The sequence below is a fragment of the Flavobacterium notoginsengisoli genome (genome assembly GCF_042686225.1).
Lineage (GTDB): Bacteria > Bacteroidota > Bacteroidia > Flavobacteriales > Flavobacteriaceae > Flavobacterium > Flavobacterium notoginsengisoli.
The window spans coordinates 312248-326301 of the sequence record NZ_JBHUOT010000004.1; the positions used below are offsets into that span (position 1 = coordinate 312248).

Annotated in this window: 12 protein-coding genes and 1 riboswitch; of the genes, 10 read left to right on the forward strand and 2 right to left on the reverse strand. The window is 33.7% G+C overall.

The features are described 5' to 3' along the window. Window positions 1-4 precede the first annotated feature (4 nt). From nagA to metQ, 7 genes are all read left to right on the forward strand, one after another. The gene (gene nagA / locus ACFS3A_RS11745) at window positions 5-1123 is read left to right on the forward strand and encodes an N-acetylglucosamine-6-phosphate deacetylase (RefSeq protein WP_379825660.1); all 1119 of its coding nucleotides are present in this window, start codon (window positions 5-7) and stop codon (window positions 1121-1123) included. A gap of 20 nt (window positions 1124-1143) precedes the next feature. Continuing rightward, complete coding sequence (locus tag ACFS3A_RS11750; protein ID WP_379825662.1) at window positions 1144-2067, forward strand: DMT family transporter; 924 nt, start codon at window positions 1144-1146, stop codon at window positions 2065-2067. Between the two features lie 166 nt (window positions 2068-2233). Further along, window positions 2234-3448 carry a hypothetical protein gene (locus tag ACFS3A_RS11755; RefSeq protein WP_379825664.1) on the forward strand — a complete coding sequence of 405 codons (1215 nt, stop codon included), beginning with the start codon at window positions 2234-2236 and terminating at the stop codon, window positions 3446-3448. A 14-nt stretch (window positions 3449-3462) separates the two neighbouring features. Beyond that, window positions 3463-4467, forward strand: a complete 1005-nt coding sequence (locus ACFS3A_RS11760; protein ID WP_379825666.1) for a hypothetical protein — start codon at window positions 3463-3465, stop codon at window positions 4465-4467. A 364-nt stretch (window positions 4468-4831) separates the two neighbouring features. After that, on the forward strand, window positions 4832-5863 hold the full coding sequence (gene metN, locus ACFS3A_RS11765; RefSeq protein WP_379825667.1) for a methionine ABC transporter ATP-binding protein MetN: 1032 nt from the start codon (window positions 4832-4834) through the stop codon (window positions 5861-5863). Further along, window positions 5856-6509 (forward strand): methionine ABC transporter permease MetI, encoded by a 654-nt coding sequence (locus tag ACFS3A_RS11770; RefSeq protein ID WP_379825669.1) that lies wholly within the window; start codon window positions 5856-5858, stop codon window positions 6507-6509. The genes metN and ACFS3A_RS11770 overlap by 8 nt, the downstream gene beginning before the upstream one ends. 65 nt (window positions 6510-6574) lie before the next feature. After that, window positions 6575-7384, forward strand: a complete 810-nt coding sequence (metQ, locus tag ACFS3A_RS11775) for a methionine ABC transporter substrate-binding lipoprotein MetQ (protein WP_379825672.1) — start codon at window positions 6575-6577, stop codon at window positions 7382-7384. 291 nt (window positions 7385-7675) lie between these two features. Here the strand turns inward: metQ and ACFS3A_RS11780 are convergent, their stop codons facing one another. Together ACFS3A_RS11780 and ACFS3A_RS11785 are read right to left on the reverse strand one after the other, a co-directional pair. Further along, window positions 7676-8158 (reverse strand): hypothetical protein, encoded by a 483-nt coding sequence (locus ACFS3A_RS11780; RefSeq protein WP_379825674.1) that lies wholly within the window; start codon window positions 8156-8158, stop codon window positions 7676-7678. Window positions 8159-8260: 102 nt separating this feature from the next. Beyond that, a complete protein-coding gene (locus tag ACFS3A_RS11785) occupies window positions 8261-9748 on the reverse strand; it encodes an aminotransferase-like domain-containing protein (RefSeq protein WP_379825676.1) in 1488 nt (495 codons plus the stop codon). 67 nt (window positions 9749-9815) lie between these two features. Between ACFS3A_RS11785 and ACFS3A_RS11790 the strand changes: the two genes are divergently transcribed. From ACFS3A_RS11790 to ACFS3A_RS11800, 3 genes are all read left to right on the forward strand, one after another. Next, window positions 9816-11678, forward strand: a complete 1863-nt coding sequence (locus ACFS3A_RS11790) for a TonB-dependent receptor plug domain-containing protein (RefSeq protein WP_379825678.1) — start codon at window positions 9816-9818, stop codon at window positions 11676-11678. Between the two features lie 378 nt (window positions 11679-12056). Beyond that, window positions 12057-12443, forward strand: a complete 387-nt coding sequence (locus ACFS3A_RS11795; protein WP_379825680.1) for a hypothetical protein — start codon at window positions 12057-12059, stop codon at window positions 12441-12443. Window positions 12444-12697: 254 nt separating this feature from the next. After that, window positions 12698-12797: riboswitch (SAM riboswitch) on the forward strand. Window positions 12798-13048: 251 nt separating this feature from the next. Further along, window positions 13049-14038: a redoxin domain-containing protein gene (locus ACFS3A_RS11800; RefSeq protein ID WP_379825682.1), complete on the forward strand. Its 990-nt coding sequence runs from the start codon at window positions 13049-13051 to the stop codon at window positions 14036-14038. Window positions 14039-14054: the final 16 nt, after the last annotated feature.

The window sequence follows — 14054 nt, forward strand, 5'->3', positions numbered from 1 at the left end:
AAAAATGAAACAAGCGATTGTAAATGCTGTTGTGCACACAGGCGACGAAATAATTGAAAATGGAGTTGTGATTATAGAAAACGGAAAAATTATCTCAGTGCAAAAAGAAATCCCAAATGAGATTGAACAAATTGATTTGGGAGGAAACCATCTTTCGGCAGGATTTATAGATATTCAGATCAATGGAGGAGAAAGACTTTATTTCAGTCAGACTCCAAACGAAGAAACGATTCAGGATATTTATGATGCAAGTATGAAATATGGCACAACACATGTTTTACCTTGTTTGATATCTTCTTCAAAAGAAACCATTTTAGAAGGAATTGAAGCAGTTCGCGCTTACATGAAAAAACACAATAATGGTGTTATCGGAATGCATTTGGAAGGACCATTTCTAAATCCGTTAAGACGTGGTGCGCACAGCATTGATCAGGTTAGAAAACCGACCGATGAAGAACTGGATGAAATTATCGAAAAAGGAAAAGATGTCATCAAAGTAATTACAATCGCTCCGGAATGTTTTACAGAAGAACAATTAAATAAACTGATTGAAAGTGGCATTACCATTTCAATCGGGCATTCGACTATTTCGCACAAAGAAGCACAACCTTACTTTGCAAAAGGAATCAATCTGGTAACGCATTTGTTTAATGCGATGACACAGTTTGGACATCGCGAACCGGGTCTTGTTGGAGCTGTTTTTGAAAACGATGAAGTTTATGCTCCGGTTATTCTGGACGGAGTACACTGTGATTATGCTGCGGCAAAAGTGGCGTACAAATTAAAAAAAGACAAATTCTTTCTAATAAGCGATGCAACGTTTTTAGGACGAAAAGTAGCCTATTTCAAATGGGATAATTTTGATGCCCATTTAGAAAATGGTTTTTACAGAAATGAAGATGGCAATCTGGCGGGAGCTACAATATCAATGACAGAAGCGGTGCAAAATGCTTATAATCATCTGCATGTTTCGGTTGATGAAGCAATAAAAATGGCAACTACAAGAGTAGCTTCTGCAATTGATATGCAAGATAAAATAGGAAAAATTAAATCTGGATTTCCTGCCAGTTTTGTCCAATTCAATGCTGATTTAAGCGAAATAGAAACACTTAATTTCTCTTAAACAGACTCATTTATTTTACAATGATTAAAGAAAGACAGCTTCCAATTTTAAATCAGTTAAAAGAATGGAAAGTAATTTTTATTGGAATTATTTTCGCTTTTTTGTGGGCATCTGCCTCAACAGCTACAAAGATAGGACTTCATTATGCGCAGCCTTTTGTGATTTCTATTTTTAGATTTTTAATTGCCGGAAGCATTATGCTTATTATTTCGCATCTCTTAATGGCAAAACGATTACCTCAGAAAAAAGAATGGATTCAGATCAGTATTTACGGTCTGTTGAACATCACTTTTTATTTGGGATTGTATGTTATTGCCATGCAAAAAGTATCCGCTGGTTTAGGGAGTTTAGCAGTAGCAACTAATCCGGTTTTTATTGTTTTGATTTCGGCAGTTTGGTTATCTCATAAAATCAATTTTAAAAGTATAATCAGTTTAGTGCTTTGTTTTACGGGTGTTTTTTTAGCGGCCTATCCCTTATTACAAAGCAGTTTTGCAACTCCCGGCGGAATACTCATTTTAATTGTCAGCATGATTGCCTATTCTTTAGGAACCATTTATTACTCGAAACAAGAATGGAATGGATTACACATTTTAACCATCAACGGCTGGCAGACTATAATTGGCGGAGTATTTCTGCTTCCCGCTTTAGGATTAACTTACCAATCGGATAAAAATACTTTTGATACCGATTTTTGGTTTTCGACAGCATGGCTGGCAATTGCAGTCTCTATCGGAGCGATTCAGTTTTGGCTGTATCTTTTAAAAATTAATCCAATAAAAGCTTCCTATTGGCTTTTTTTGTGTCCGATATTCGGTTTTTTGATTGCTTATTTTGTGGTTGATGAACCACTGACTTTGTACACACTTTTTGGAGTTATTTTCGTTATAACAGGATTATATATCAGTCTTTCTTCCAAAAAAAATAAAAAGAATAAATTCTGATGTAGAGTTGTAAATCATTCGTAAACTAACTTTTAAATATTTTTAATTGTTAAAAAACCTACTTTTAATATATTTTAAAATCGTACTTTTCTGTCAATAGGCTTGTTTTTAATAATCATATTGATAGTTTTGTACCCATATTTAACCCCAAACCTACTTACTTAAAATGAGAAAAAACACTCACTATTTTTTACTTGCATTATTTTCAAGTATAATTTTAGGCTGCAGTGACGACGGAGATTCGTACAAGCCCAATTACCTTCCAAGTATTGACGCCACAGCTTTACCTACCGGAAATCATCCGATGACGATGTTCGAAGACAATGAAGATCCTGCCAGAATGTACGACAAAACCGATCGATGGTTTAGAGTAAACGAACCGCTTCAGGTTATTCAGAAAGGAAAAGATTCAGTTCAGGTTTCGCTTTATTCGCCTGTTGGACTTTCAGATGTGAAAGTGTATGCCAAACTTCCAAATTACGATAAACGTTTTCTGATATATAATTTTACAAAAGTTCCTGCTTTTCATCGTTCGTTTCACAAACTTCCGTTGACAGAAAAGAAAAACGATTATTTGTTAGAAACAGGAAACACAGTAACAATAGATAAAATCGAAGGATTCTCATCCGGAGCAATTGAGTTTTCTGTCGAATCTGATGATCCTTTATTTCAAAAATTCAAAAAAATAAAGTCAACACATTTAGTTCAGTTTCACGATGGTTATCATATTAATGAATTAGGGAAATTTTTGCCAATGAATCCTGTTCTGGCAAAAGAAGCTATTACAATGATTATTAATTATTCGTATGCTTTAAGTCATCCAATGTATTACAGCACTTTTACCAATTTCGATAAATACAAACAAGAGCAGGCCGCTTTGGCTGGAACAGCAGTAAATGGAGCGCTTAACTGGCATGGAAATGCCGATGACGCAAACGGAACTTACGATTATATTACCAAAGAAGAAATCGAAAAAATATACTGGAATTATCTCGATAAGAGAACCGTTTGGATGGCAATGGTTGGCGGTGATTCTGCCTGGGGCGGAGGAAATCTTGCTTCACAGTGGGAATCAGGTTATGTAACGGGACATTGGGTGGGAGAAATGTCGGTTTGGTCGCATGAATATTCACATCATATTGGTTTCAGTCATAGCAGTAATTTAGCCAACAGTGGCGAAGGCGGCGGACAACAGGAAATGCTGACTCATTTTTATAAGTATCTGATTTATCTAAACGATCTTCCTTTTACAGATCCGGAGGTTTTAAAAACATATGCTAAAACAAATTATGTAAAAGGCACTTATAAAAAACCAGTATTTACCATTAATCCGAAAAATCCATTTTTGCTGAAATATAAAGGCGAAGGAAAATGGAATTAAAATATAAAAGAGTCATGAAACATATTTTGCCCCTAATTCTTATACTTTGCTTTTTTACCAATTGTAGCAAAGATGATGTAGCCTCTAAAGATTATACATACTATTACCCAATTGAGGAAGCGACACTCACAGCACAAAATATTCCGGGAACGACTGAAGCATTTGATCCGAAAGGAATCGCGATTTCAAATGAAAAATTATATGTAGTGAATGGAAATGTACTGGAAATTTTTAATGCCGTTACTTTTGCGCATATCAAAACCATTAAAGAATACGTAAAAGGAACCACTACAATTCCGTTAATAAGTCTGACCTCAGTTGCTGTTGACAATGGAAGAATTTATGTTGGAAGTACCGAATCCCGATTATTTGTATTTGATGAAATCACAAATGCAGGAATTAGTACAGTTGGAAACGGTCAATGGTGGCAGACTTTTGTACATGTTTTTGGTGTTGCAGTCAAAGACGGTTTGATATTCGTAAAAGAAAAAGAAAAGTCAATTAAAGTTTTTGAAACTTCTCAAATTACAGAAACAAGCAACTGGAATTTAGAGCCAATTGCCAAATTAAACACATTAAACGGCTATACAGAAGTATATTCCATGGATGTTTACGGCGGTAATCTTGTTGTAGCTGGAAGAGATGCAAAAAGTTATTTGTATTATAATATTGCCAATATTAAAGCCAACGCAGCAAAATCGTTGACAACTCCAATAGAACCTGAGAAAACGCAATTTGTAGACATAAAACCAATTGCTGTTTCTTTTAGTAAAGACTGGGCTGTCACTTCAGAGATTGTGGGAAGTGCTTCTTATTTAAGATTATATCCAAAAGACGAATTCATTAAACAGAATTATAAAGCGGTTTTAAATGCCTCTGATATTTTAGGTCAAAATGCATTCGGTACTACTGTTGGAACTGCCCAATTAAACAATTTGATTTTTTTATCGGATAATACGAACAAGAAAATTAGAATCGTAAAACTGAACAAATCTACAATTGCAGAACAGAATAATTAGGTTTTAAATTCCAAAATCTAAAAAAACAAAATCCAGGTTTCAAATTCCAAATTCCAATATCGAAGTCTCAGCTTAAATTGGAATTTGGAATTTTTTGTTTGGAATTTAAAAAGTCTATCATTTTGATAGGAAAATAAAAGTTTTGATGATTTTTACATTAAAATTGAAAATAACTATTTAAATTTGCAACGCCAATGAGAAATAACAACCAGAATATGAAGAATTATTATAGCAGCAGTATGATGTGTTGTAATGTTGCTATGGAATTTAGTGATCTGGCTTATATATAAAATGATATAATTTATTTGAAAAGCCTTTCATAAACAGTTGAAAGGCTTTTTTGTTTTTAAATCTAAATTAGAGAATGATTGAATTAAAAAATGTAACCAAAACTTTTCATCAGAAAGACCGAATCGTTTCGGCTTTGTCTGATGTATCGCTTAGAGTTCCGGCGGGAAAGATTTTTGGTGTAATTGGAACTTCGGGGGCAGGGAAAAGTACTTTAATTCGCTGTGTGAATTTACTGGAAAGACCCACTTCGGGAGAAATTATTGTAGATGGTAAAGCTTTAATGCAATTATCCAATTCAGAATTGGCGATTGAAAGAAGACAAATCGGAATGATTTTTCAGCATTTTAACCTGCTTTCTTCGAGAACGGTTTTCGAAAATGTTGCTTTTCCATTAGAATTGGCAGGAACTTCAAAAACTGAAATTAAAACAAGGGTTTTAGAATTATTGCAATTAGTAGGTTTAGCAGAAAAAGCAAACGATTATCCGGCAAGTCTTTCGGGCGGGCAGAAACAGCGTGTAGCGATTGCCAGAACTTTAGCTAATAATCCGAAAGTACTTTTGTGTGATGAAGCAACAAGTGCTTTAGATCCTGCAACAACAAGATCTATTTTGAACTTACTGAAAGACATTAATAAACGTCTCAATATTACCGTTTTATTGATTACACATCAAATGGAAGTTGTAAAATCGATTTGTGATGAAGTGGCTGTCATCAGTCACGGAAAATTAATCGAGCAGGGAAGTGTTGGTGAAATCTTCGCAGACCCAAAACATGAATTAACGAAAGAATTTATTTCTTCTTCGCTTCATATCGAGATTCCGTCTGTGTATCAGGATAAATTACAAAAAGAAGATAACGGAAATCTGAATCCGTTATTGAAACTGGAAATGACTGGGAAATCAGTTAATGAGCCGGTTATCTCAGAAGTTTCAAGACTTTTTGATACCGACTTCAAAATTGTAAGCGCACAAATGGATCAGGCAGGCGAAGTTAATTTTGGTGTAATGCTGATTGAACTATCAGGAAAACGCGAAAATTATGATGCAGCAATTCAATATTTTAATTCAAAACATATTAAAACAGAAATTTTAGGTTATGTCTGATTCTCTTATAGATTTATTGTTAAAAGGAACATGGGAAACCATTGTAATGACTTTTGTATCGGGCTTTTTTGGTTTTTTAATTGGTCTTCCAACAGGAATTTTATTGTTTCTGACTCGTAAAAATCAAATTTTAGAACAACCTGTTTTAAATAGAATTGTATCGATTTTGGTAAATGTTTTCCGTTCTATTCCATTCATCATTTTAATTGTCTGGATGATTCCGTTTACTCGTGCTATTGTTGGAACTTCAATTGGAGTAAGTGCCGCTTTAGTGCCTTTAAGTATTGGTGCAGCGCCATTCATTGCCCGTTTGGTTGAAAACAGTTTGCTGAGTCTTCCGTCAGGATTAATTGAAGCGGCAAGAGCGTTGGGTGCAACACCTTTTCAAATCGTTTATAAAGTATTGTTGCCGGAGGCACTTCCTTCGTTAATCAATGCGGCATCGATTACTTTAATTACACTTGTGGGTTATTCTGCAATGGGTGGAGCTGTTGGTGCTGGAGGTTTAGGACAAGTAGGTTATCAATACGGTTATATTGGTTATGATGCTGTAACAATGAACTCGGTTTTGGCTTTATTGGTCATTTTAGTATTCCTGATTCAGTTTGTGGGAGACCGATTATCGAAACGATTTGACCATAGATAGGTTAGTCAAAAGTCAAAAGTCAAAAGTCAAAAGTTGAAAGTGAAAAAATTAAATAAAGTATAGAAATGAAAGATATTTTAAAAACTGCCGGGGTTTTAGCTTTGGCACTTCTGTTATCAAACTGTGGAAAAAGTAAAAATAATGATCCACATTTTATTAAAGTTGGGGTGGCTTCTGGTCCGGAATTAAAAGTGGCGGAAGCAGCTAAAAAAGTAGCAAAAGAAAAATACGGGTTAGAAGTAGAATTGGTTTCTTTTAATGATTATGTGATTCCAAATGAAGCTTTAAGTCAGGGAGATATCGATGCGAATGCTTTTCAGCACAAACCTTATTTAGACGAACAATCAAAACAGCGCGGTTACAAATTGGCTATTATTGGTAGAACATTTGTTTACCCAATTGCGGGTTATTCTAAAAAGATAAAAACGCTTGCTGAATTGAAAAACGAAAGCACAATCATTATTCCAAACGATCCAACAAACGGCGGACGTTCTTTATTGCTTTTGCAGAAAAATGGTTTGTTGAAATTGAAAGATGGCGTTGGTTTGCTTCCTAAAGTTACAGATATTGTCAGCAATCCTAAAAATTTAAAAATTTTAGAATTAGAAGCACCTCAATTGCCAAGAGCTTTGGACGATGAAAATGTTTCAATCGCCATTATCAACAATACATTTGCTTCTGCAGCTGGATTGGTTCCATCTCGTGATGCTTTATTTGTTGAAGATAAAGAATCGCCTTATGTGAACTTAGTGGTAAGCCGTGAAGACAATAAAAACGAAGAAAAAGTAAAACAGTTTCTACAAGCTTTTCAATCTGCTGAAGTAGAAAAAGCAGCCGAGCAGGAATTTAAAGGCGGAGCGGTTAAAGGCTGGTAATCTAAAATTACTTTGATTTATCTCGTTGGGAAAAATAAAAACATAGAAACATAGATAATTGTGTCTAAAGTAGAGTAAAAGAAAAACAAAAGAAACTCGTTTCTACACATAGATAAACTATGTGTATTTAAATTAGTGAAACGCCTTTTTTAAGGTTTACGAAACTATGTTTCTATGTGTTTAAAATAACTGCACAAAATGGGGAATTAAAAAACAGGGCTGTTTCAAGAAGAGACAGTCCTGTTTTTTGTTCAAGAAAGACATAAATTGATGTTTCCTTTTATATGGTATTTATAGAGCAATATAGTTTTTTACCAGAATTAAAAGAATTTGTGAAATAGAAGCAAATGAAGCTACTATAAGTGCGAAAAAAACATGGGCAAAGAGTAGTTGAATATAACAACCATTAAAATCAATTGGGGCTTGATATCTGGTTATTTTAAATATAAATATCCAGCTAAATATGCCAACTACACCACTAGTAACTCCTAACAAAAGAGTACTTAATAGCGAAACAGGCAAAATATTCTCTACCCATATGATGTGATATCCTAAAACAAAAAGAAAACCAACTATATAATGAATTAGCCATCCCCATTTTTCTTCATAACGCTGCGAATGACTAATATGTGTTCTTTCTAAAGCAAAGTTTAAAAGGATAGATTCCTTGTACAATTCTCTAAAGCTTCCTGACATGACATAACTAAACCAGGTCATTGCTGATGTTGCGCCAATTGAAATTAAAAGTAGTTCTATAATTACATAGATATCCATAAAATAATCTTCTTTATATCAAAAAATCGAAGTAAAGGTAATTCCCCAAAAAAAACTTTTTGTTATAAAATTGTAATTTCAAATTATATAATTTTCAGCATACTATTTGGTAATCATTTCTAAAGAGGTTTTTAATATAGCAACTGCTTTTTCCATTTCTTCTTCCTCCAAATGTCCGAAGCCTAAACGCGTAGCCGTCAAATCTTTTGTTTGGTATAAAATGGTTTTTGGGAGAAATAATCCTTTATCTGAGCATTCTTTCTGAAATTTTATCAAATTAAAATCACTAAGCCATTCTACCCAGATTGCCAATCCTCTTGGTGGGATTTTATATTTAATTTTTCCTTTTAAATGCTCATTAAGTAATGAAATAAAATAATCGCGGCGTTCTTTGTAGATTTTTTTGTTTTTTTTAGAAAGCCTGTGCATTTCGCCTTCGGTTATCCATTCGGTTAACACCTGTTCTTTCATTACATCAATTCCGGGTTCGAGTATGTTTTGATGTTTTTCTAATTCTTTAATAAAATCAGCTGGAGCGGCGACAAAACCATAACTAAATCCCGATGGAAGTGATTTTCCAAAAGATCCAATATATACCACTCGCTGATTAGAATCAAAAGCCGCTAAAGGAAGTACGGGATTATTATCATAATGAAAATCAAAATCGTAATCGTCTTCCAGAATAACAAATCCATATTGATTGGCTAATTCCAAAACTTCAATTCTTTTTTTGGCGCTTAACAGAATTGTAGTTGGATAATGGTAATTGGAAGTGAGATATAATAATCGAATTTCAGAAGTTTCACAGATTTCTTTAAGACGTTTGGTATCAATTCCGTCTTCATTTACAGGAATCGAAATAATTTGTGCTCCTGTATTTGTCAAGGTCATATTGGACATATAATAACCAGGTGAAGCCACAACCACTTTGTCTCCCGGATTTATCAGCACTTTGGTAACCAAATACAGTGCAATTTCGTGACTACTGGTTGTAAGTAAATTGGAAATCGAAATACGTATTCCTCTCGTAAGATTTAAATAATTGGCAAAATGAGTTTTAAAATTCAAATGCGAACGAAGCTGAATTTGCTCGTACGTTTTGGAAGTTTTATGCCTTTTTAATTTCGATACATATAATCTTGCCAAAACATCGGTTTGTACCAATCTTAAATCGGGCATTCCGTCATTAAATTGATAAGGTAAATTGCTGATTTCTATCGGATTTTCAAGAATTGTAGAACGCTGAAAAGTAAATCCGGTATTGAATTGTGATGGATTGACTTCTTTTAAAGTGGTAAATTCAGCTTTGTTTTTTTGTTTTTGCTGAGATAAGATAAAAGTTCCTTTGTTGGGAAGCGTTTCGATCCAGCCCTGAGATTCTAAATCCTGAAAAGCTTTAATCAGTGTATTACGGTTTACTGTCAGAACTTTGCAGAGAATTCGCGTTCCGGGAAGTTTTGTTCCTTCGGGAAGAAAACCCGTTTGTATGGCTTTGATAAATTCAAAAACAATCTGAAGGTAAAGTGCTGTATTATCTTCAGGTTTAAGCTGTATAAAGCTTCTAAAAGGAATTTCAACCGGACTATTCATAATTATAAAACTGGTATACCTGATTAGTACGGCAAGATACTACTTTTGCAAAAAAAATAAGGACCAGATGAAAAAAATCTACTTTGCTGTATTTGCAGTAATTTGTTCTAACATTTATGCGCAGACCAAAAAGGACTCGATAAATGAAATGAATGAGGTAATCATTAATGAAAACCGTTTTAATACTCCAATTTCTAAGCAAAACAGAAATGTTTATGTTATTACGAGTGAAACTATAAAAAAACTTCCGGGAAGAACGCTTCAGGAAGTATTACAATATGCAAATGGAGTGGATATCAGACAAAGAGGGCCGTTTGGAACTCAGGCTGACATCAGTGTTGATGGAGGAAGTTTTGAGCAGACTGTCGTTTTATTAAACGGAGCCAAAGTAATCGATTCTCAAACAGCTCACAATATGCTGAATCTGCCTCTTCCGGTTGAAGTTATTGAGAGAATTGAAGTAGTGCGTGGACCGGCTGCAAGAATTTACGGGATTAACAGTTTAACGGGAGCAATTAATATTATCACTAAAAAGCCAACAGATTCCGGATTTTTGGTAAGCACTTATGCAGGTTCAAATTTTGAAAAAGATACTCGCGATACAGGAGATACTTTTTACGGAACCGGAGTTCAGGCCGGAGCAGTTTTAGGTAAAGAAAAACAGCAGCATATGATTTTTGCTTCGCATGATAAAAGTAATGGTTACCGTTACAATACAGCATTCGAAAATAATAAAATTTTTTATCAGGGAAATGTACAGATAAATGATTCGAATGAAATTTTAGGCTCTGCCGGGTACATCAACAATGGTTTTGGTGCTAACGGATTCTATGCAGCGCCAGGCGATATTAATTCGACAGAAATTATACAGACGACTTTTGCTAACATTCAATCGAAACATGCTATTACGGAAAATTGGAAAATTATGCCAAGAGTAACCTACCGATATAATTATGATGATTATCGTTATTTAGGAAACTCCAATTTAAACGTAGGAAGAAGTCAGCATTATACCAATTCAATTGCGGGAGAATTGAACTCTACTGTTAAATTATCTAAAGGCGAAATTGGTTTTGGAGCAGAATTTAGAAACGAAAACATTCATTCTTCTAATATTGGAGATCATGACCGTGAAAATGTAGGTGTTTATGCAGAATACAGAACGAGTTTCACTGAAAAACTAGATGTCAACATTGGAACTTACCTGAATTATAATTCGGATTACAAATGGCAAATTTACCCTGGAATTGATGCAAGTTATGCGATTACAGATGCCTTTAAAATTATTGGTAATATTGGAACAAGCCAGAGAATTCCATCGTTTACAGATTTGTATTTAAAACAAACAGGAAACATTGGAAATGCTGACTTAGATTCAGAAAATGCTTTTCAGAGTGAAATTGGTTTTAAATACAACAAAAAAACATTGAGTTTTAATGCGAACTATTTCTACAGAAAAATTGACAATTATATCGACTGGATGCGTAACGCGACAACAGTACCGTGGCAGAGTCAGAACACAGGAGATTTAAATACAAACGGAATCAATCTGCGTGGTACTTACAGATTTGATTTTTCTAAAGATTCTCGTTTGAATATTCTTTTAGCGTATACGTATTTGGATTCTGAGTTTAAAAGTTCTAGAACCGAAATATACTCGAAGTACCTTATTTCTTCTTTAAAACATCAAATTACCAATACAATAGATTACCAATACAAAGATTTTTCTGTGTTGTTTGCAACCCGTTTCAACGAAAGAATTACAGGGCCTTCTTACTGGGTAAATGATTTTAGAATAAGTCAGTCCATTCATAAGTTTACCATTTTTGCAGATGCGCAGAATATATTCAATGCGACTTATTACGAAGTAGGAGCAGTGCCTCTTCCTTCAAGATGGTTTACTTTGGGAGTGAAATTAGTTACTTTTTAAATTATTTATTAGTGTAAAAAAGCCTGTAAATTTCGATTTACGGGCTTTTTTTTGTTACCAATGAAACATTCCTACGGAATGAAAAGCTTCGTTTTTAATAAAACAAATTAGATAGTTTTTAGTAAGTTCCAGCGGAGCGAAATATACAGTTGTTGTAAAAGGATGTCCCTCCACTGGAGCTTTGCTGTGAATAATAATAGGGTTTCTATAAGATTTCCTTTCTCCTAAGCGTATTCTTTTGGTTCGATACTTTTCGTAAAGTCCTATTTTATTCCATAATAAATCAATTGCTGTTATATAAAATTTATTAGAAATACTATAAAATAAGCCGTTTTAAAAATAGTTACTTCGCTTTTATAAATATTTAAAACATTTATTATGAAAGCTTTATTGAAATTGAAAGTCGTTTTTTTGCTAATTATGATCGGATTATTTTCTGCTTCTTGTAAAAAAAATGATGGTTACAGCGATAAAATAGATACTAATTCGGTGCCTGTTGATACGGTGCAAAAAACAAATGATTCTACAGAAGTATCTGGAGATTCAACCGAAGTGACCAGTACTAGTTCTGGCGGTACGTCGCCAGCAGCGAAAAGTATTCAAATTACGGATATGAAAAAAGAAGGAGTTGAAAGTACAGCAGGTACAGGAACCGGGCCAGGAGAAAGTGTCCAAGACGGTTCGACCTATACACCTTCAAAAGGAGTTCAGAAAGACAGCGTTAAACTGCAGACAGAAAGTGCAAAAAAGAGAAAGAATAAATAAGCAGATTCAAAATTAGAAACTCATTTCAAAAACGGAATGAGTTTTTTTGTGCAATAAAACTACTGATTTTTAAGAATTTCTTTCATAAAAATAAAATGAAACTACAATTTGTGTTTGAATTAAATAGTTGTTTTTTAGGTTCTTATAAATGTTTTTGTTTTTCAATTTAAATAAAATTGAAAAAAATATTATTAAATACTACTAATTTGATAGAATTAATATATATATTTGCATCACAGAAAAGTTCTGAATGATACTTATCCAGAAAGACCGAGGGAATAGGCCCATTGACGTCTTAGCAACCTGTTACCGAATAAGGTGCTAAATCCTTCCGCTGCGGCGGACAGATAAGAAAAAGATTTCCTCAAAATCTGAATAAGTTCATCTAAGTTTAAAACTTTTATTTTTTAAAATGAAAACAGACTCAACTTTATATGCCGCTTATGAACTTTTAAATTTAATGTTCGAAGAAAACAGTCTTGCTTTCTTTCGAATGCGCCGCAAGTAAAATTCTCCCATACTTTTTTAAAACAACATTTAAAGGCCTTTTTTCAATAGGTCTAAGGAAAACTTTTATCCAATCTTAAACTAAAAATCAAAATAAAATGAAAAAAATAATCTTAAGTTTTGCACTGCTTTTTGGTGCTTTACAAACTCAGGCGCAGGAAAGTAATTTACAATTAAAAGGAACGGTTGTAGATACCGTTGCTCAATATGTTTATCTGCAAAAATTCCATAATAAAATGTTTACCACAATTGATTCGGTAAAAGTGAAAGACGGAAATTTTAGTTTTAAAACTAAAGTAAAAACGCCTGAATTATATGGTTTAAGTGTTAATACAGAAAGCAGTCCTTTATATGTTTTTCTTGAAAAAGGACCAATTGATGTAAAATTAAACCCGAAGAAATACTACAGCAATTCTGTAGTTGAAGGTTCAGTTTCACAGGATTTATTTGAGACATATAAAAAATCGAAAGATATAGAAATCAGTAAATTCATTACTGATAATCCTAAATCTATTGTTTCGGCTTATGTGTTGTACAGAAACTGGTCGTACAGATTGTCGCCTGAACAAATTAGACAAAACATTGCGCTTCTTGATAAAACACAGCAAAATACCACTTATGTAAAAGAATTAAAAGATTTGGCTTTAGTTTTAGACGGATTAGTGGTTGGAAAAAAAGCGCCAGATTTTACAGCAAATGACCCGAATGGAAAACCAATTCGTTTTTATGAAAACTTAAAAGGCTACACTTTAGTTGATTTTTGGGCTTCATGGTGCGGTCCTTGCCGAAGAGAAAATCCAAATATCGTGGCGGCTTACAAAGAATTTCATGATAAAGGATTTAACATTGTTGGAATCTCTTTGGATAAAAAGAAAGAAAACTGGATTAAAGGAATTCAGGACGATCATTTGAACTGGTTGCACGTTTCAGATTTACTTTTCTGGAACAGCGCCGTTGCAAAATTGTATGGAATCAGAGCGATTCCTGGAAATTATTTAGTGGATTCGAACGGAGTAATTGTAGCCAAAAATCTTCAGGGAGAAGAATTACAATCGACTTTAAAATCGCTTTTAGAAAAAAAGATTTGATAAAAAAATACCCAAT

Excerpts from the sequence above, each read along its gene's own strand:
- nagA (WP_379825660.1), top strand. The coding sequence starts at position 5 with ATGAAACAAGCGATTGTAAATGCTGTTGTGCACACAGGCGACGAAATA.
- ACFS3A_RS11750 (WP_379825662.1), top strand. The coding sequence starts at position 1,144 with ATGATTAAAGAAAGACAGCTTCCAATTTTAAATCAGTTAAAAGAATGG.
- ACFS3A_RS11755 (WP_379825664.1), top strand. The coding sequence starts at position 2,234 with ATGAGAAAAAACACTCACTATTTTTTACTTGCATTATTTTCAAGTATA.
- ACFS3A_RS11760 (WP_379825666.1), top strand. The coding sequence starts at position 3,463 with ATGAAACATATTTTGCCCCTAATTCTTATACTTTGCTTTTTTACCAAT.
- metN (WP_379825667.1), top strand. The coding sequence starts at position 4,832 with ATGATTGAATTAAAAAATGTAACCAAAACTTTTCATCAGAAAGACCGA.
- ACFS3A_RS11770 (WP_379825669.1), top strand. The coding sequence starts at position 5,856 with ATGTCTGATTCTCTTATAGATTTATTGTTAAAAGGAACATGGGAAACC.
- metQ (WP_379825672.1), top strand. The coding sequence starts at position 6,575 with ATGAAAGATATTTTAAAAACTGCCGGGGTTTTAGCTTTGGCACTTCTG.
- ACFS3A_RS11780 (WP_379825674.1), bottom strand. The coding sequence starts at position 8,158 with ATGGATATCTATGTAATTATAGAACTACTTTTAATTTCAATTGGCGCA.
- ACFS3A_RS11785 (WP_379825676.1), bottom strand. The coding sequence starts at position 9,748 with ATGAATAGTCCGGTTGAAATTCCTTTTAGAAGCTTTATACAGCTTAAA.
- ACFS3A_RS11790 (WP_379825678.1), top strand. The coding sequence starts at position 9,816 with ATGAAAAAAATCTACTTTGCTGTATTTGCAGTAATTTGTTCTAACATT.
- ACFS3A_RS11795 (WP_379825680.1), top strand. The coding sequence starts at position 12,057 with ATGAAAGCTTTATTGAAATTGAAAGTCGTTTTTTTGCTAATTATGATC.
- ACFS3A_RS11800 (WP_379825682.1), top strand. The coding sequence starts at position 13,049 with ATGAAAAAAATAATCTTAAGTTTTGCACTGCTTTTTGGTGCTTTACAA.